This window comes from Mongoliibacter ruber (assembly GCF_003003005.1).
GTDB classification, from domain to species: Bacteria; Bacteroidota; Bacteroidia; order Cytophagales; family Cyclobacteriaceae; genus Mongoliibacter; species Mongoliibacter ruber.
The window spans coordinates 79,835-97,533 of sequence record NZ_PVTR01000001.1 but is presented as its reverse complement, the minus strand read 5'-3'; the positions used below and the strand labels follow the sequence as shown (position 1 = coordinate 97,533).

17 protein-coding genes are annotated in these 17,699 nt (G+C 40.0%); 11 read left to right on the top strand and 6 right to left on the bottom strand.

Going from position 1 to position 17,699, the window contains the following annotated elements; translation table 11 throughout:
* Window positions 1-17 precede the first annotated feature (17 nt).
* Window positions 18-1,271, bottom strand: a complete 1,254-nt coding sequence (locus CLW00_RS00410) for a DNA recombination protein RmuC (RefSeq protein ID WP_106131680.1) — start codon at window positions 1,269-1,271, stop codon at window positions 18-20.
* Entirely contained in the window at window positions 1,261-2,280 is a 1,020-nt protein-coding gene (locus CLW00_RS00405) for an alpha/beta fold hydrolase (protein ID WP_106131679.1), read from the bottom strand. The genes CLW00_RS00410 and CLW00_RS00405 overlap by 11 nt, the downstream gene beginning before the upstream one ends.
* A gap of 144 nt (window positions 2,281-2,424) precedes the next feature.
* Between CLW00_RS00405 and CLW00_RS00400 the strand changes: the two genes are divergently transcribed.
* The 7 genes from CLW00_RS00400 (at window position 2,425) to CLW00_RS00370 (ending at window position 10,096) form a co-directional block, all read left to right on the top strand.
* On the top strand, window positions 2,425-3,186 hold the full coding sequence (locus tag CLW00_RS00400) for a tetratricopeptide repeat protein (protein ID WP_106131678.1): 762 nt from the start codon (window positions 2,425-2,427) through the stop codon (window positions 3,184-3,186).
* Between the two features lie 107 nt (window positions 3,187-3,293).
* Window positions 3,294-4,631 (top strand): YfcC family protein, encoded by a 1,338-nt coding sequence (locus tag CLW00_RS00395; protein ID WP_106131677.1) that lies wholly within the window; start codon window positions 3,294-3,296, stop codon window positions 4,629-4,631.
* A gap of 356 nt (window positions 4,632-4,987) precedes the next feature.
* A complete protein-coding gene (locus CLW00_RS00390) occupies window positions 4,988-6,016 on the top strand; it encodes a patatin-like phospholipase family protein (RefSeq protein ID WP_106131676.1) in 1,029 nt (342 codons plus the stop codon).
* Entirely contained in the window at window positions 6,013-7,029 is a 1,017-nt protein-coding gene (gene mgrA / locus CLW00_RS00385; protein WP_106131675.1) for an L-glyceraldehyde 3-phosphate reductase, read from the top strand. The genes CLW00_RS00390 and mgrA overlap by 4 nt, the downstream gene beginning before the upstream one ends.
* A 230-nt stretch (window positions 7,030-7,259) precedes the next feature.
* Entirely contained in the window at window positions 7,260-8,552 is a 1,293-nt protein-coding gene (tyrS, locus tag CLW00_RS00380; protein ID WP_106131674.1) for a tyrosine--tRNA ligase, read from the top strand.
* A gap of 101 nt (window positions 8,553-8,653) precedes the next feature.
* Window positions 8,654-9,280, top strand: coding sequence for a hypothetical protein (locus CLW00_RS00375; protein ID WP_106131673.1), 627 nt, complete (start codon window positions 8,654-8,656; stop codon window positions 9,278-9,280).
* 114 nt (window positions 9,281-9,394) lie between these two features.
* Window positions 9,395-10,096, top strand: a complete 702-nt coding sequence (locus tag CLW00_RS00370) for a TetR/AcrR family transcriptional regulator (RefSeq protein ID WP_106131672.1) — start codon at window positions 9,395-9,397, stop codon at window positions 10,094-10,096.
* Window positions 10,097-10,110: 14 nt separating this feature from the next.
* Here CLW00_RS00370 and CLW00_RS00365 read toward each other — a convergent pair whose 3' ends face one another.
* Window positions 10,111-11,076 carry a zinc-dependent alcohol dehydrogenase family protein gene (locus tag CLW00_RS00365; RefSeq protein WP_106131671.1) on the bottom strand — a complete coding sequence of 322 codons (966 nt, stop codon included), beginning with the start codon at window positions 11,074-11,076 and terminating at the stop codon, window positions 10,111-10,113.
* A gap of 136 nt (window positions 11,077-11,212) precedes the next feature.
* On the opposite strand from CLW00_RS00365, the gene CLW00_RS00360 reads away from it, so the two are divergent.
* The 4 genes from CLW00_RS00360 to CLW00_RS00345 all read left to right on the top strand — a co-directional run bounded on the left by CLW00_RS00360 (window position 11,213) and on the right by CLW00_RS00345 (window position 15,218).
* Window positions 11,213-11,980, top strand: coding sequence for an SDR family NAD(P)-dependent oxidoreductase (locus CLW00_RS00360; RefSeq protein ID WP_106132187.1), 768 nt, complete (start codon window positions 11,213-11,215; stop codon window positions 11,978-11,980).
* Window positions 11,981-11,991: 11 nt separating this feature from the next.
* A complete protein-coding gene (locus CLW00_RS00355) occupies window positions 11,992-13,206 on the top strand; it encodes an acyl-CoA dehydrogenase family protein (RefSeq protein ID WP_106131670.1) in 1,215 nt (404 codons plus the stop codon).
* Window positions 13,187-14,227 carry a phosphotransferase family protein gene (locus CLW00_RS00350; protein WP_106131669.1) on the top strand — a complete coding sequence of 347 codons (1,041 nt, stop codon included), beginning with the start codon at window positions 13,187-13,189 and terminating at the stop codon, window positions 14,225-14,227. Before CLW00_RS00355 ends, CLW00_RS00350 begins: the two co-directional genes overlap by 20 nt.
* 112 nt (window positions 14,228-14,339) lie before the next feature.
* Complete coding sequence (locus tag CLW00_RS00345) at window positions 14,340-15,218, top strand: 3-hydroxyacyl-CoA dehydrogenase (RefSeq protein ID WP_106131668.1); 879 nt, start codon at window positions 14,340-14,342, stop codon at window positions 15,216-15,218.
* 21 nt (window positions 15,219-15,239) lie between these two features.
* On the opposite strand, the gene CLW00_RS00340 is transcribed toward CLW00_RS00345, so the two are convergent.
* From CLW00_RS00340 to CLW00_RS00330, 3 genes are read right to left on the bottom strand one after another with little or no spacing between them, the layout of a single operon-like run.
* A complete protein-coding gene (locus CLW00_RS00340) occupies window positions 15,240-16,079 on the bottom strand; it encodes an N-acetylmuramoyl-L-alanine amidase-like domain-containing protein (RefSeq protein ID WP_106131667.1) in 840 nt (279 codons plus the stop codon).
* Window positions 16,080-16,135: 56 nt separating this feature from the next.
* Complete coding sequence (locus CLW00_RS00335) at window positions 16,136-16,852, bottom strand: DUF3307 domain-containing protein (RefSeq protein ID WP_106131666.1); 717 nt, start codon at window positions 16,850-16,852, stop codon at window positions 16,136-16,138.
* Window positions 16,849-17,493 carry a hypothetical protein gene (locus CLW00_RS00330; protein ID WP_106131665.1) on the bottom strand — a complete coding sequence of 215 codons (645 nt, stop codon included), beginning with the start codon at window positions 17,491-17,493 and terminating at the stop codon, window positions 16,849-16,851. Before CLW00_RS00330 ends, CLW00_RS00335 begins: the two co-directional genes overlap by 4 nt.
* Window positions 17,494-17,699 lie beyond the last annotated feature (206 nt).

The following is a 17,699-nucleotide window of genomic DNA, read 5'->3' as shown; positions in this document are numbered from 1 at the left end:
GACATTCCCCCATTTTTTTACCCATCCAAGAGTTGGGTACCATCCTCTTCGGGCAGTTCTTCCACCTCTTTCAGTTTTCTTTGAATGACCCGTGTCCTAGTTCCTACGAGGTTATCCAAATCGGTAGAAGCTTCATTGATTTTTTTCTGCGCTTTGCTGATGAGATCACCAAATTTTGAAAACTCAGATTTGACAGCTCCCAATACTTTCCACACCTCAGAACTCCTCTGTTGGATAGCCAAAGTCCTGAATCCCATCTGAAGGCTGTTCAACATCGCCGCCAAAGTAGTCGGACCTGTGACTACTATTTTAAAGTCTTTTTGAAGCATTTGAGCCAAATGTCCATCACGGACTACTTCTGCATAGAGACTTTCCATTGGAAGGAAAAGAAGTGCAAAATCTGTGGTATACGGTGGGTGGAGGTATTTTTGCGAAATATCCTGTGCAGCTTTTTTGATAGCTTTGAACAGATCATTTCTTGCTGCTTCCACTAAGGCTTTGTCACCATTGTCATATGCATCCAACAGCCTGTAATATGTCTCTTGAGGAAATTTGGCATCTATGGGAAGGTATACTGGTCCATCATCCGAAGTGCCGGGCATTTTAACTGCATACTCTACTCTTTCGGTCATTCCCTTTTTCACACTGACATTGTAAGCATATTGATCTGGTGAAAGAATATTTTCCAGTATACCTTGCAACTGATACTCTCCCAATACACCTCGGCTTTTTACATTGCTCAGAACCCTTTTGAGGTCCCCTACCCCTGTAGCCAAGGTCTGCATTTCACCCAATCCTTTTTGCACAGCCAACAGTTGTTTGCTCACTAGTTCAAAAGACTGTCCTAATCTTGCTTCCAAAGTTTTTTGAAGCTTCTCATCAACTGTTTCCCGCATTTTCTCCAGCCTTTCTTCTGTGGATTGAAGCATGCGTTCTTGTTTTTGCACCAATTCTTGGAATTTTTCTTTTTGAAGGGCATTGAATGCATTTACATTATCCCTAAACAAAATCCCAAATTCTTTAAGTGCCTCTTGTTGTTCTTTAGAGTTGCTTCGTAGATTATCAAACACCAATTGAAATTGATTGACCAAACCTGCCTGAAGCTCTGATCGGTTGGCTTGCATTTGTTGATTGAGCTCTTGTCTGATTTCAGACAGTTGCTTTTCCAGACCATCTCCATGAGATTTTCTGCGATTTAAACTCAAAATCAGGTAGGCAATTAATATAGTTTGGAGAATCAGAAAAAAAGGGATTATGATTTCAATCGACATGGCTTAAGAATTTTGGACTCGAAAAATAGTCCAAATCCAACTGAATGCCCAAGAATGCAAGATATTCCCTGACAGTATCTGTCGGCCTTTCTTCCATTGGCACATGACCTGTCTTTTCGAAAATTTTCAATTTTGCTGTAGGAATAGCTTCTTTGAACCTTTCTGCGTTTTCAACAGGAATCCATCGGTCTTCTGCACCCCACATGATCAAAACCGGCATATTGAGTTTCCCGAAGTCTATTTCATAAGGTTTATAGCTAGTTAACCTGTCAAGAGTTGCCCTTCTATTGCCCTCTCTCCTCATCAACTCGTAGTACCTTGTTACCAGTTTATCATCCACTTTTGATTCATCATAAAAGACTTCCTCCATTGTTTTTTCGAAAATTGCCTTTGGAGTGAATTTCAAAAGGAAGTTTCCTAGAACTGGGTTTCGTGCTACCTTGAAAATAGTAGCACCGGAATCATAAGTTTTACTTTTATTATTTTCTTCCACCTCCTTTTTAACCTTAGGTGCCCCAGAGGAATCTATCAAATTAAGAGACATAATTCTATCGGGATGGTCAGATGCCATTTTCAAAGCCACAGCACCTCCCATACTATTTCCCGCAACATGGAATTCTTCCAAACCAAGCTTGTCAGCTATTTCAAATACCAATTTGGCATAATCTTCAATTCCGTAGGCCTGATTTTCGGATGGTCCCGTTAGACCATGTCCAGGTAAATCCAAGGAGATTGTGTTGAAAAAAGTACTTAACTCAGCTTCCCAAGGCTCCCAGGTATGCAGTGATGAAAAACTCCCATGGATCAAAAAGATGGGTTCTCCCCTTCCCTTCACACGGACATGAATATTTTCTTGCCCAACCTTTAGGAAGTACGAATTTTCATCCGTGTATTTGGAAAGTAAAATTTCCGGTGATATATCAGATCTGTAGGAAGCCAGCGTTATCAAGCCTAATATAAAGGCGATGACACCAATTACTTTAAGGAATGTAGACAAAGCTTTTTTCATAAACTTAATTGTATCGTTAAAAATAATGAAAGCTTAAGCAATTCCTTACATTTGAGAGCATTTTAAGAAAATGGTTTGAATTGGTATATTTGTGCTATTCTGATTACTTTCGACAAAACAATACCCAAACAGTACCCTATCCACATGACATTAGCCCGTCAAAATAAGTATCTCCTCAAATTCCTCACACCGTTCTTTTTGTTCCTGTTGCTTCTCAGCAGTGGCAATGAAGCTTTTGCCCAAGCAAAGCCAAATCTAGGTGGGTCTTCCAGACTGTTCACTTATGCTTTGGAAGAAATGGAGAAGGGAGATTATGAAAGAGCAAATACTTATTTCAGACAGATAATTGAAAATAACCTTCCTTTGTCACCGGAAATGCCATACTACTTTGCAGTTACTTTATTTGAACTGGAACAGTATGATAATAGCATGAACTTTTTGAACCGCTACATTCAGATCAATGGCCGTAATGCAGAAAAGTATGAGGAAGCTAAAGAATTAGAAGCCAAACTCAAAGAACCATTGGATGCTATCAAAGCATGTGAGTTTTGCAACAAGCAAGGATACAGGGTCATCGCATGTACCACCTGTGAGGGTGAGAAGGAATTGGAACAAACTTGCAGCCTTTGTAAAGAAAGAGGGGTGGTTGGTTGCAACAGGTGCTTTGGAAAAGGCTTGTTAACCAAAAGAAATGTATTTAACCTGATAGAATACCATGAATGTGACCAATGTGACGGTTTAGGCAAACATACTTGTCCTAGATGTGATGGCAATTTGATGGAATATTCGACTTGTAGAACCTGTGAAGGCGTGGGAAGTTTGATTTCTGAAGAAATTTGCGACCATAAAGAAAAACCAAGACACATGTCATTGTTGTTTCAAAGAATGCAGGAAAATCATCCATAAATACCTGAATACTGACTTGATATTGGTTTTCATTTATTTTGGCCATAGTTTTTTGAAAAGAATTTTATTGAATTTGAGTCAGTAAAGGATAATCTTTTAATCAAAGGATGAAAAAAATCAGCTTTCCTCACCCTATGATCATCATGTTGGCTTTTGTGGTATTGGCCACAATACTGACTTATTTGATTCCAGCGGGACAATTCCAACGGACCATTGATGAAAATACAGGTAGAGAAATCGTCGTGCAGGGTAGTTATGCTCAGACGCAAAATCAGCCAGTGGGATTGGGGGAAATGGCACTTAGCATACCTGAAGGCATCATTGAAGGTGCAGAGGTCGTAGTTTTGATTTTGATTATCGGAGGTGCTTTTTATGTTGTCGAAAAAACAGGAGCCTTCCAAGCTGGCCTGGAGTCGTTAATTTTCAGGTTTTCAAATGCTAAGGGCCTGTTATTGGCGCTGGTCGGAGTTCTCTTCGCCACGGCAGGTGCACTCAATGGGCTTCAGGAAGAAATCATTGCGATGGTACCACTTTTGTTGATTTTGAGTCAAAAAATTGGCTACAGCAAAAAGAGTATCGTAGGCCTTTGTTTGGGCTCCGCTATCATTGGAGGAGCATTTGGTCCATCAAATCCCTTTTCAGTAATTCTGGCGCAAAAGGTTGCCGAAGTACCTGTTTTTTCCGGGGGACTATATAGGTTGGTATTTTTTGGGATAGCACTGAGCTTTTGGATATTTTACATGATCGGAAATGGAAAAGAAACAGGAACTACTCAATCTGAGACACCAAAATTAAAACCAGATAAACTGTCAAAACCCCATCAGGTCATCTTGCTTATGGTTGCAGTGACTTTCATTATTATGATATATGGACTGAGCAATTGGGACTGGGATTACAATGAGATGTCAGCTATTTTCTTTGTAATGGGACTTGCTGTGGGTATTGTAGGCAAACTTGGAATAAATGGCACAGCAAAAGCCTATTCAGAAGGTTTTGCAGAATTGATATTTGCAGGGATCATCGTAGGCTTGGCTAGGAGTATCTATTTGGTTTTGGAAGAAGGACAAATCATAGACACCATCATATATGGGCTCTTTACTCCATTAGAAAACTTACCCCTGGCACTCTCGGCTCTGGGTATGATGGTGGCACAGTCAATCTTACACATCCCCGTTCCAAGCACCTCTGGACAGGCTGTCCTGACTATGCCCTTGTTGACTCCTTTGGCGGACTTGATCGGCATGAGTAGGCAGGTTGTTATTTTGGCTTATCAATATGGAGCTGGCATCATGGACCTGGTCACACCTAGCAATGGAGGCCTGATGGCTATATTGGCTGCAGCTGGAGTATCTTACAAAGACTGGATTACCTTTGCGTGGAAACCTTTATTGGTAATTTTTCTGATTGCATCTATTTCTGTAATATCAGGGGTATGGTTGCTTTGATAAGCTATTAGCATAGCAAAAACCAGTTTTTAATGAGGAATTGGACTAACAGCTTTCATTTAAGTTGATTCCGAATTACATAGATGATGACTGCTATATTTTTAAGATAGCATTTTATGCGTTTACAGAATTATAGGAATAATGCCTAATCTCTAAACAAACAGTAAGACGGAACTCAGTTTCTATCACTACCTAATATTTGCAACTCGGAGAGCCTGATTCAATTTAGTTTGTGGAAAAATGGTACAAATACATACCTTAATTTAAAAATTGGCTATAATTGGCCTTTTGCAGCTGATTTATGTACATTTAATTGTATTTTATTCACAAAACCACACTTTAAATTTTTGTTAATCATGAAACAAGTTGCTATAATCTCAATAGATGGCGGCGGTATCAGAGGAATCATACCGGGAACCATACTTCAAATGATTGAAGAGAAAATTCAGGAGAAAACAAGTAATCCACAAGCACGACTGGTGGACTATGTTGATTTTGTTGCAGGTACAAGTACCGGAGGAATTCTAGGTTGCGGCATGCTCTTACCTGACCCTATGAGTCCAGATAGACCGAAGTTTTCCATGGAAGAGGTTGTCAACCTTTACCACGAAAATGGGGGAACTATTTTCAGTAAATCATTGGGCCACAGGTTCAAGTCTCTTTTTGGAGTTCGTGAAGAAAAGTATCCCAATACAAATCTAAAAAAAGTCCTCAATGAATATTTTGGAGAGACCTATCTGAGTGAAATGTTACGTCCTTGCCTTTTTACCGCTTATGATATCGAAAGTCGTAAAGCAACTTTTTTTAAATGGGGAAAGGCATGTGATGATATTTCGCATGACTTTTACATCCGTGATGTAGCCCAAGCTACTGCGGCAGCTCCTACCTATTTTGAGGCCGCATTGATCAAGTCAAGGTTTGGCTCGGAGTATCCTCTGATAGACGGAGGCGTCTTTGCAAATAATCCTTCTATGTGTGCTTATGCAGAGGTGAGAAAATGTGTTTTTGATACTATCGAAAACCCTACATCTAAAGATATGTTGATGATTTCATTAGGCACAGGCTCAGTAAAACAATCCTTCCCACACAAAAGGGCAAAGAATTTCGGTTTGGTTCAATGGATCAGGCCTTTGATTGACATTATGATGTCGGGTAACTCTGAAACCGTTTCTCACCAATTGGAATGGCTTTTTGACGCTGGCAAAAATCAGGAAAGTTACATCAGGTTAGAACCTGAGCTTCACGATGCAAAGCCAGACATGGATGATGCCAGTACTTCCAATATGAATGCTTTAAGAGATGCGGCTATCAAATTTGTCAAGGATAATCCCGAAAAAATCAATAATGTTGTCGATAGACTAATTTCAAATAGAATAGACTCATGAGAATAAATGACCACAATCCTTTACCCGCTTATCAACCCAATGAAGCCCGATATGACAACATGCCCTACAGAAGGTGTGGGAAAAGCGGTATCCTTTTACCTCAGATTTCTTTAGGACTTTGGCATAATTTCGGTCACGATGCAGACTTCAAAAATGCCAGAACAATTCTTAGAACTGCCTTTGACTTAGGCATTACGCACTTTGACCTAGCCAACAATTATGGTCCTCCTTACGGCTCAGCCGAAGAGAATTTTGGCCGGATCATGCAAAAAGATTTTCATGCCTTAAGAGATGAATTGATCATATCTACCAAAGCTGGATGGGATATGTGGCCGGGACCGTATGGAAATCATGGTTCCAAAAAATACCTAATAGCTTCACTTGACCAAAGCCTCAAAAGAATGGGATTGGATTACGTAGATATTTTCTACCACCACAGACCTGACCCAGACACTCCTCTGGAGGAAACTATGTCAGCTTTGGATCAAATTGTAAGGCAGGGAAAAGCACTTTATGTAGGAATCTCCCAGTATAATGCAGAAGATACAGCAAAGGCTATACGTATTTTGAAGAACCTTGGAACACCATTGTTGATACACCAACCACGCTATAGTATGATGGACAGATGGGTGGAAGACGGATTGCTGGATGTGATAGAACAAGAGGGAGTAGGATCAATTGCTTTTTCACCTTTGGAGCAAGGTATTCTGACCGATAAGTACCTAAAAGGCATCCCAGAAGACAGTAGAGTTGCCAAAGATGGCAGGTATCTACAAGAGGAACAGGTGAAGAAAAATATCTCTAAAGTCAAAGAACTGAATGAGATTGCCAAAAAAAGAGGCCAAAGCATGGCGCAGATGGCGATCGCTTGGTTGCTCAAAGATGAAAGAATTACAACCGTATTAGTCGGTGTAAGTAGAGCTGAGCAATTGGCCGACAATGTAAAGGCCGTCGATAACACTAATTTTTCTTCAGAAGAGTTAGAGGCAATCGAAAAAATATTGAAGGATTAATTTTCATTTATGGCAATCGCCACTAAGGCAAAAAGGCACTAATTGACACTAAAGATATTGTGAAACTTAGTGCCCTAGTGTCTTGGTGGCGAAAAAACATCGGCAATTTTTTCACCCAAGCTAGACCTTTTTATTTTACATATTTGTCTTCATAAACTTCTGCACCCTCTTGTTTTCCTACTCTAGCCTAAAAACCTATATTTGCACCTTGTTAAAATTTAAGATTTAAGATGAGCAATTTTATAGAAGAACTGCGCTGGCGTGGGATGCTACAGGACATGACGCCCGATATTGAGGAACATTTGAGTAAAGGAATGGCCTCTGCCTATCTGGGTTTTGACCCCACAGCGGATTCTTTGCATATAGGACATTTGGTTGGCGTTATGACCCTCTTGCATTTTCAAAGGGCTGGTCACAAACCATTTGCCTTGGTAGGTGGTGCTACAGGAATGATAGGAGATCCTTCTTTTAAATCCAGTGAAAGAAACCTTTTGGACAAAAGTAGTCTTGACCATAATGTAGCTTGTTTGCAAAGCCAACTTTCCAAATTTCTAAATTTTGGCGATGGAGAAAACAACAAGGCTGAATTGGTCAATAACTATGACTGGATGTCCGAATTCAGCTTTTTGGAATTTATAAGAGATGTAGGAAAGTACATCACCGTCAATTACATGATGGCCAAGGACTCTGTAAAAAGAAGACTTGAAGAAGGAAGTGGACTTTCTTTCACTGAATTTTCTTACCAGTTGATTCAGGGGTATGACTTTTTTCATCTTTGGAAAAATGAAAATGTCAGTATACAGTTGGGTGGTTCTGATCAATGGGGCAACATTGTAACAGGAACAGAAATGATCCGGAAAATGGCTGGAGGCTCTGCTTATGCACTTACAGTTCCCCTTATCACCAAAGCCGACGGTTCCAAATTCGGGAAAACAGAAAGTGGTTCAGTTTGGCTAGACCCTGAAAAAACCTCACCCTATGCCTTTTACCAGTTCTGGTTGAATGTTTCGGATGAAGATGCTTCAAAATACATCAGGATTTTCACAATTCTGGATAAAGAAACTATAGAAAATCTTGAAAAAGAGCATGCTGAAGCCCCTCACCTGAGGTTACTTCAAAAAGAAATAGCCAAAGAAGTGACATTAATGGTGCATGGTGAAAATGAGTACGAAATGGCACTCAAAGCATCATCTATCTTGTTTGGAAAGAGCTCTACCGAAGACCTGGCCGCATTGGACGAAAGAACATTCTTGCAGGTTTTTGATGGCGTTCCACAAACCAAATTGTCTAGAGAAGACTATGAATCTACCACCAATGTGGTGGACTTGTTATCAGACAAAGCTTCGGGGATTATTTTTGCCTCTAAGGGAGAAGCCAGAAAAATGATACAAGGTGGCGGAGTTGCCATCAACAAAGAAAAGGTTACTGATCCAAATGGTACCGCTTCAATACCCCTGCTACAAGGAAAATACCTTTTGGTTCAAAAGGGAAAGAAAAATTACTATATCATGGAAATCCAATAAAAAAAGCCCTCTCAGTAGGGCTTTTTTATTAGAAATATTCTACAAAATCAATTTTTAGGATTACAATATTTTTATATTTGATTGATTTAAATTCCCTTCTTATGAAATCCGGATTCTTACTCTCACTCCTACTGATTATTGTAATGTCTTGCCAATCTGACTCCGAATTGGATCCTATTGATGAAGCACAGACCGAATCTGAAATAGATTTAGTAACTGAGGCACTGCATAAGACTTTTTTTGAATTTGAAGTGGAAGGTGGAGACCAGGATAGGGCATTTGAAGATAACAACGAAGGTCTGCATGGAATTTATGGAGTTTCAAGAACGGACGACGCCAGCAGCTTAGACGGTAGCAACAGAAATCTTTTCACCTGTTTTCAATCAATTGGATTGAGTCTTCCACAACTGAATCAAATCAGAGGTGCTACCAATAATTTCAGTTCTTGCAGAAATAGGGTTGCGCGTAATTACAGTGCAGATTTTGCCAATTTGCTTCAAAGAATGGAAGCTCAGAGAAAACAGCTTGTGGAAAGTCATCAAGGAAGTCCAGCAAACTTACAAACACAATTGATGGAGCTCAGAGAAACCTTTCGTGCCGAGCTTTTAGAACTCAAAGAAACATATAGCGATGAATTAAAGGCATGCTTAAAGAGTTATATTGAGAATATCAGAAGAAGATTAAGTGATACTCAGTGGAAAGATTTCAAAGATTGTGTATTGGATTAATTTTTAAAAAAGAACTTTCCTGTAATTCAACACCTTAATTTTTGAATTAAAAAACTCTTTAAAAATTTGAACAAGGTTTAATATCTTTAAGACTCGTTCAGATCAAACATCGTTATGCCAAGTTCAGCAAGAGAAAAGAAAAGTAAACTAATTTTAGACGTAGCAATTAAGCTTTTTACCCATAAGGGATACGTGGCTACCAAAATGGAAGACGTCGCCAAGGAGGCTGGGATTTCAAAGGGTCTCACTTACTTTTATTTTAAAAATAAAGAAGACTTGTATATGGCCGTTACAAAAAAGGCCTTCGATGAACTCAAGTCCATTTTTAGGGATATTTACAAGGTAAAGGGAAAATCAGGATTACAAATGATTACCGATCTAAGCCATGCGTACATAGACTTCACTCAGGCAAACAGGATGTATTATGCTGCAATATTGAACTTTATGGATTTGGTTCAACAGTACAACCACGAATCTCTACGAGCTGAAATTGATCCCCAAATTTTAGAAAGTGAGCATTTTCAAAAATTGCTGGAAATCCAACATGACTGCGGAAAACTTGGAATTCAAATGATAAGCAATGGCTTACGGGATGGAAGTATAAGACCCGAACTCTCGGCTGAAATTGCTTTTTATACCGTTTGGAGTATGTTGATCGGTTATGAACGATTGATGGGACCGGTGGGATATGAAGGCAAAGAAATCAAAATACACCTGGAAAATTGGAAGCCCGGCTTTATCAAGCTCCTACAAGACATGTTGAAGGGTACCGTGCAGGCTACCAAACCTCAAGTCGTTCAGGCTTCCTTATTTTAACCGGGCTTCGGGTTTTATTTCAAAATGATTTTACCGTTTCTTCCAGGCTGTTGATAGGCCTCTAAAGCGGCCTGGAACTCTTCAAGCGGATAGGTACCAGCGACATCTACCTTTACATCCTGCTTCATCAGGTAACCTAATACAGTCTTGAAAGCATTCTGCCTTGACTCGTTGCTCAAACTTTCTATCCATGTAGTCAGCCAAAATCCTTCAATTTTTAGGTTTTTGAAAATCATCAATCCCGAGTTGACGGGGATATTGTCCAAACTCAAAGCGCCAAAAGCCAAAAGTTTTCCGCCACTTTTCAAGCTGGCAAGTGCTTTAGCCCCGAGAATGCCACCTACTGCATCAAAAACTACAGAAACACCCTCGCCTGTTTTTTCCATGATAACTTTCTGAAGCTTTTCTTTTTCTGTGTTGATGACCAAGTCAGCCCCCAACTTTTCCAAAGAAGCTTTCTGCTCGTCTCTACGTACGGTGCAAGCAACTTTAATTCCTTTTGATTTGGCCATTTGGATGACCAACTTGCCATATGCTGAAGCACCTGCAGTTACCAGTACCCACTCCCCTTCTTTTAAACCTGAATATTCCAACATACCAAATGCAGTCATGGGATTGATAAAAGCCTGACAAGCCACTTCATCGGGCATTTCCTGAGGTACAGGTATAACGGTTTGAGCGGGAATACACACGTATTCCTTCCATGTCCCTATAGCTGTAAAAATGACTTTGGTTCCTTGTGCGAGCGTTCCTTTTTCATCCGCTTTATCAATTATACCCACCGCTTCAAAGCCAGCGCTAGAAGGCAATTTGGGAGTAATGCCATACATTCCTCTGATAAACATCACATCAGAAGGATTGATATTTCTTGCCGTGACTTTAATCCTGACTTCATGACCTTTGGGCTCTGGAATATCAGTTTCTTCTAGTAACAATACATCTTCCGGCATACCGGTTTCATTAAAAATCACTTGTTTCATTGTTTTTGTTTTTGGGTTTCAAATAGCTATGAAGTTAAACAAAAATACTCGGTATGCATAATATTTTTCAAGTGAAACTGGGGATAGAATGGCAGAATTCTTTATCTTGAAACCTGACTTTAACCAACAACACATTATGGATTTATCGGGATTATTTTCACTTATGGGCAAGGTGGCCCTCATCACAGGGGCCAGCAAAGGAATTGGATTCAGCATTGCTGAAATATATGCGGCTGCAGGAGCAAAAGTTGTTATCAGTAGCAGAAAACAAGATGCTTTGGATGAAATGTCCGACAAACTCAGGAAAAAAGGCTATGAAGTAACCGGAATCGCCTGTAATGTAGGCAAAAGCGAAGACCTTGAAAATCTTGTAAAAAAAACCATTGAAACATACGGACAAATCGACGTTCTGGTCAACAACGCTGCAAGCAACCCTGTATTTGGCCCTGTTCATGAGACCAGCCTAGATGCTTATGACAAAATAATGGATGTCAATCTAAAAGCCCCATTCCATTTGATGAAACTTTGTTTTCCCTACCTGAGGGCTTCTTCCAACGCATCTGTCATCAATATTTCTTCTATAGGTGGAATCTCACCAGAGACCGGACTTGGCATCTATTCAGTCAGCAAAGCCGGGTTGATTTCTATGACAAAGGTTTTTGCTAAAGAATGGGGTGACCATAAAATCCGAGTCAATGCCATTTGCCCAGGCCTCATCCAAACAAAATTTTCTGAGGCCTTGTGGAGCAATGAAAAAATCATGAACCACATGATGAAAGCATTGGCCATCAAACGAGTAGGAGAACCTGAAGAAATTGGAGCAGCTGCACTCTATCTCGCATCTAAAGCATCCTCCTATACCACTGGAATAGTCCTGACAGCAGATGGAGGATTCACTATATAAAGCTTCAAACTATGGATTTTTCAACAATACAGATCAATGAAAAACTCGGAGTACTGCTGACCAAGTATGATGATTTTTTGAATGAACACATCATACCACTTGAACAAGAGGCTGTTTATGGCTCATTCAAAGCTGCACTCCCAAAACTAAATGCCCTGAGAGACTTGGCTAAAAAGGAAGGATTGTTTGCTCCACATCTTTCAATTAATGATGGTGGGATTGGCCTAAGTCTTACTGATTTTGCAAGGGTTTCAGAAATCTTGGGCAAAAGTCCGCTTGGTCACTTTATATTCAATTGTCAGGCACCTGATATAGGGAATATGGAGCTTATGCATCAATTTGCATCAAAAGAATTGCAAGAAAAATACTTGAATCCACTTCAACGAGGAGAAATCCGCTCTTGCTTTGCCATGACAGAACCACAGCACGCGGGAAGTAATCCAAAACATCTATCTACGACCGCTGTCAGAGTTGGAGACGAGTACATCATCAATGGGCACAAATGGTTTACTTCTTCGGCAGATGGGGCCGCTTTTACTATTGTAATGGCAGTAACCGATTCTGAGAACCCAAATCCTTACCAAAGAGCAAGCATGATTTTGGTACCCTTGGAAAATCCCGGGTACCGTTTGGTAAGAAATATCCCAATCATGGGTGATGTAGGTGAAGATTATATGTCTCATGCAGAGGTGAAGTTTGAGGATTGCAAAGTGCCCGCTTCCAACCTTATTGGAAAAGAAGGTGGTGGGTTTGCCTTGGCACAGGAAAGGCTTGGACCTGGCCGAATCCATCATTGCATGCGTTGGATTGGAATCTGCGAAAGGGCAATTGACCTGATGTGCAGGAGAGCATTAAGCAGAGAGTTAGATCCGGGAAGACCTTTATCAGGACAACAGACCATTCAGAATTGGATAGCAGAAGCTGTCGCTGGGGTAAAAGCCGCCAGAATGCTAGTGCTGATGACTGCCCATCGAATCGAAAATGAAGGTGCAAAAGCAGCCAAAACCGATATTTCTACTATAAAGTTTTTTGTTTCAGATATTTTAATGAATACTTTAGATAAAGCTATACAAACACATGGTGCACTGGGTATTACAGATGATACTATTTTGTCGTTTTGGTATAGACATGAACGTGGAGCCAGGATCTATGACGGGCCGGATGAAGTTCATAAAAGTGTATTGGCTAGAGAAACTTTGAAAAAATATGTCCAAACAGGAAATTGAATTTAAAGGGCTTGAAAATATTCTGCCTTATCTGAGTAACCTTTTGGATACTGATAAAAGAGACATTACAATCAAGCAATTTAAAGGTGGATATTCAAATCTTACTTATCTGATTCAAACTCCCAATAAAGAATATGTGCTTAGAAGGCCACCCTTGGGGTTGAAAATTAGCAAAGCCCATGATATGGCAAGGGAGTACATGGTGTTGGAATCTCTGCAAAAAGCAGCTTACAGTAAGGTGCCACCTCCTGTACATTGCTGTTCAGATGATAAAGTCATCGGTGCTCCATTTTTCATTATGGAAAAAGTAAATGGGTTGATCCTTAGGAATAAAATCCCAGAGGGGATGCGCCTTGATGAAAAATTCTTCGCAGAGCTATCCAGAAACACACTGGATGGTATGCTTGAGTTGCATCAGCTGGAATTGAAGAACTCTGGACTGTCCGAATTAGGAAGGCCAGAAGGTTTTGTAGAAAGACAGGTAGTCGGCTGGTCAGAGCGTTATTTCAAATCGAAGACAGACGAAATTTCTGACATGGAAAAAGTGAGCGAATGGCTCCTTGTAAATATGCCTAAAGATGAAGCTGTAGGATTTATACATAATGATTACAAGTATGACAACTTAGTCTTATCAGGTCCTGAAAATCCAGAAATCAAAGCAGTTTTGGACTGGGAAATGGCCACAGTAGGTCATCCTTTAATGGACTTGGGCACAAGCTTGGCTTACTGGTGTGAAGATAAGGATGATGATCTTTTGAAAATGTTTAACCTCACCTATCCCTCTGGAAACATGAAAAGGTCAGAAGTTATCTCTTATTATGAAAGTAAAAGTACTTTGTCTTTGGACAATATGGTATTTTATTATGCCTTTGGACTATTTAAAGTTGGGGTTATTGCCCAACAGATTTATAAAAGATACACTTTAGGATATGCTGATGATCCCCGCTTCGCGGGGTTGATACATATAGTAGCTGCCTGTGGTAAAAAAGCATTGAACAGCATTACAACTGAAAAAATTTAAAGTTATGAAATGCTCATTTGAATAAGTTCACACATAGCGTGATGATTATTAAGGGCGTTTCATAACCTGCACCGACTAATCGGGGGAACCACTAAAAAACAATTATAAACAAATGAAAATCAATAATGTATGTATTCTTGGCGCAGGGACTTTGGGAAGTCGGGTCGCATTACAATCTGCCCTTTCTGGTTACAAAGTGCGGATTTATGACATAGATCCGACCGCCTTGGAACGTTCCAGAAAGACAATGGAAAAAATCATCCTTCACCTTGCAAAAAGCAGCGGGCTTGAGGAGAGTGCTGGACTAAATGCCATTGATCTTATAACATTCACAGACAATGCCACTAATGCTGTCATGGATGCAGACATCATCAATGAAAGTGTATTGGAAGATATTGAAGTCAAAAATCAAGTTTGGGAACTTTTCGGAAAGATCGCCCCGGAAAAAACAATTTTCACAACCAATACCTCTTATTTACTCCCATCCATGTTTGCAGATATTTCGGGAAGGCCTGAGAAGTTCTGTGCCCTGCATTTCCACGATGTTTTTTATTCCAAAGTAGTGGATATAATGCCACATCCTGGCACTGATGCTAACTTGATACCAATTCTAGATTCTTTTGGCAAGAGCCTTGAACAAGTTCCTGTATTGGTCAAAAAGGAAAACCCTGGTTATTTGTTCAATAGTATGTTGATGGCATTTATTGGAGCAGCAGGAAAATTACTGACCAAAGAGATCGGAAGCATTGAAGACATCGATAAATCTTGGATGGTCAACTTCCATATGCCCAAGGGTCCTTTTGGCATTTTAGACAATATTGGACTGGATACGGCTTGGCATGTAACCAAGAGCCAACCGGATTTAGCCTCACAGCGTTTTGCAGCCTTGCTCAAAAGCTACATCGATGAGGGAAAATTGGGGGAGAAAACTGGGGAGGGCTTCTACAAGTATCCTAAACCAAGGTATAGAGATGAGGATTTTTTGGAATAAAGTAATTTGTGAAAACCTATTCTACTGATTACCCCTAGCCACCATGATCCCTGATTGGGATTTGTTGGCTTGGAGGTATTCATGGAGTGGTTTTTCGGAAATTTCTACTTCCATAGAACCTGTGCTGGCATGCATCAGGTGGATTCTTCCGTTTTTTTCAACAGCAAAACCAACATGGACGATATCTAGTGTTTTCATCGAAGTGGTAATGGCGATCAAATCTCCAGGTTTTATACTGGATTCCAGCTTTTGAATAGTATCCTTTGGCAGGTAGAAATACTCTCTTTTGGCAATTTCAGATTCCGCTTTTTTCAATATCGCTACGTATTCTGGATTACTCAATTGAACATAGAGGTTTGGATTAGAACTCATAAAAGAAGGTTTGTTTTCATAAGACTCCCCTCCTATTTCTTTTGAGATGTTTTTCAGCAAACCTTTTTGTTCATTTTGATACAACCAATCAGAAAAATAATGCAGCCTTGATGGATATCCATTTCTCTTTCCTTGTACATAGCGGATATTTTCCAATTCAGCCTCAAAGGCTTCCATGTAAAGTGTGCTTTTTTGTGCCAATCTCGAAAGGGTAAAAACTGTTTCCAAATAAGTGGTACAATCCAGACCAGTGAGGTTTATTACCAGTTGTTCATCTCCTGGCAGCTCAAGTGTTTTTTCTACATAGGGAGTACCTATGAATTTCTGACCAATAAGCACATTCAGTTCATTGATGGATTTATCTCCGATATCCATCTCAGAAAGTTCTTCAAGTATGCTTTCCAAGCGCTCTCTGCTTTCGGCAGTACATACCGTCTGAGCCTGAAGAATACATGGAATTAAACAAATGAAAAGGAATAGAAGTCTCATGGTCAAAGATATTAATGTTGAAAAATGCAGGAAATAACCGAGATATAAAAATCAATTTATACAATTGCCAAGAGCCATTTTACCAGCATACCGCACAGCAAGGCTATTCCAAAACTTAGCAAGGTTCCAATCAGGATATATTCAGTGAGTTTTCTATCCTTGGATTCCTTTAAATCTCCAAATCTAAAGATTGATTTGGCAGCCAGTAGAAATCCTACTGCCTCCCAATGGTCAGTAAGCACAAATACAAACACCATCAACCTTTCCAAAATCCCAATATACCTACCTGCATTGGCCAAAGATTCGCTTTCTTCATCCTCCAATGCCTTTGCCCAGTTTGCAAGGAGCACATTGATCAGTATGGCCACTGCCCATGTGACAAACAGAACTGAGCTCAACAGGAGCCACAGAGCTGTATTGGAAAAATAGTAACTGAGGTTTAATTCAGGGTTGAACCAAAAATACCATACAAGCAAAATACTGATCACATGAAGTCCCTGGTCGGCCAAAAACCACTTGGCTTTATTTTTATCTGTCTGAACAACCAGTTTTAGCATATCGATTACACCATGTAAAACAGCCAAAGTCAAGGCTAAAGGCCATAAGGAAAGGTCCCAAAGTACCAAAAGAACCAATACCCCGTGAAGCAAAACATGAATGTAGAATTGATAAGCACTTAATCTGTACGACTCTTTGGCTTTGACCCATGAATTAGGTTGCAACACAAAATCTCCAAGGATGTGCGCGCATAAAAGTTTAACAATAATGATCACAGAAGTAAGTTGTTGATTTTTTGTTGGAATACACGATTGATTTCAATCAATTCATCAATTTTAGCACGGGACCAGCGGCCACTCACAGAATTTTGTTTGATACCTAATTTTTTCCCGATTTCTTCCTGAGTAGCCAGGGGATTTTGTAGGTATAGGTATACCAGTTCCGCAGAAGAAATTGTCCATGTGTCCATAAATGTCCCTGCGAGCTTTAAATAAAGGTTGATTTCTTTTTCAAAGTCCTCCCAGGGACTTTGTATGGCCAGATTGACCCTGTCTTTTTTTAGCGTGTCAAAACGCTCACCTGCGTAAACGAATGCAGGTCCGTTGCTTTCAGATATTTTACTGCCATCATACGATTTGGCACCGATTCCTATTGCAATTCTCACATCTAGAGGGCTGTTTTTTTTATCACTATCCCTTGGTGACACCTGCTTGATAGTGGACTTTATAGCCCATGCTTTTTCCAAGGCCTCTTTAGGAGATGTGATTTCCAGTTGGAAAAAGTCACCCCAAACCAGTTCCCAGTCCTTTGGACTACTCCCCCATTTTGAAAGGAGGCTTTTCAAAGGATTGATCCAGATTTCAGGATTTGAGATTTTTCTTGAGGCGATGATATCCCCTTTGAGCACTGCTATCATAGAATCGAATATCGTATAAATTAACGATAATTCAAAATATCGTCTTATAAAGCGATATATGAATTTATCGTATTGTTGAAATTTCAATCTTTATCTATACTAAAGTCACTGGTAAGCAGAAAAGTAAGTGCTTGGCAAAAAACGCCACCAGATCCACCACAGACAAGTGAGGGATAGGTCCTTTACAATGCTGGTCAGTATAGTTC

Excerpts from the sequence above, each read along its gene's own strand:
- CLW00_RS00410 (WP_106131680.1), bottom strand. The coding sequence starts at position 1,271 with ATGTCGATTGAAATCATAATCCCTTTTTTTCTGATTCTCCAAACTATA.
- CLW00_RS00405 (WP_106131679.1), bottom strand. The coding sequence starts at position 2,280 with ATGAAAAAAGCTTTGTCTACATTCCTTAAAGTAATTGGTGTCATCGCC.
- CLW00_RS00400 (WP_106131678.1), top strand. The coding sequence starts at position 2,425 with ATGACATTAGCCCGTCAAAATAAGTATCTCCTCAAATTCCTCACACCG.
- CLW00_RS00395 (WP_106131677.1), top strand. The coding sequence starts at position 3,294 with ATGAAAAAAATCAGCTTTCCTCACCCTATGATCATCATGTTGGCTTTT.
- CLW00_RS00390 (WP_106131676.1), top strand. The coding sequence starts at position 4,988 with ATGAAACAAGTTGCTATAATCTCAATAGATGGCGGCGGTATCAGAGGA.
- mgrA (WP_106131675.1), top strand. The coding sequence starts at position 6,013 with ATGAGAATAAATGACCACAATCCTTTACCCGCTTATCAACCCAATGAA.
- tyrS (WP_106131674.1), top strand. The coding sequence starts at position 7,260 with ATGAGCAATTTTATAGAAGAACTGCGCTGGCGTGGGATGCTACAGGAC.
- CLW00_RS00375 (WP_106131673.1), top strand. The coding sequence starts at position 8,654 with ATGAAATCCGGATTCTTACTCTCACTCCTACTGATTATTGTAATGTCT.
- CLW00_RS00370 (WP_106131672.1), top strand. The coding sequence starts at position 9,395 with ATGCCAAGTTCAGCAAGAGAAAAGAAAAGTAAACTAATTTTAGACGTA.
- CLW00_RS00365 (WP_106131671.1), bottom strand. The coding sequence starts at position 11,076 with ATGAAACAAGTGATTTTTAATGAAACCGGTATGCCGGAAGATGTATTG.
- CLW00_RS00360 (WP_106132187.1), top strand. The coding sequence starts at position 11,213 with ATGGATTTATCGGGATTATTTTCACTTATGGGCAAGGTGGCCCTCATC.
- CLW00_RS00355 (WP_106131670.1), top strand. The coding sequence starts at position 11,992 with ATGGATTTTTCAACAATACAGATCAATGAAAAACTCGGAGTACTGCTG.
- CLW00_RS00350 (WP_106131669.1), top strand. The coding sequence starts at position 13,187 with ATGTCCAAACAGGAAATTGAATTTAAAGGGCTTGAAAATATTCTGCCT.
- CLW00_RS00345 (WP_106131668.1), top strand. The coding sequence starts at position 14,340 with ATGAAAATCAATAATGTATGTATTCTTGGCGCAGGGACTTTGGGAAGT.
- CLW00_RS00340 (WP_106131667.1), bottom strand. The coding sequence starts at position 16,079 with ATGAGACTTCTATTCCTTTTCATTTGTTTAATTCCATGTATTCTTCAG.
- CLW00_RS00330 (WP_106131665.1), bottom strand. The coding sequence starts at position 17,493 with ATGATAGCAGTGCTCAAAGGGGATATCATCGCCTCAAGAAAAATCTCA.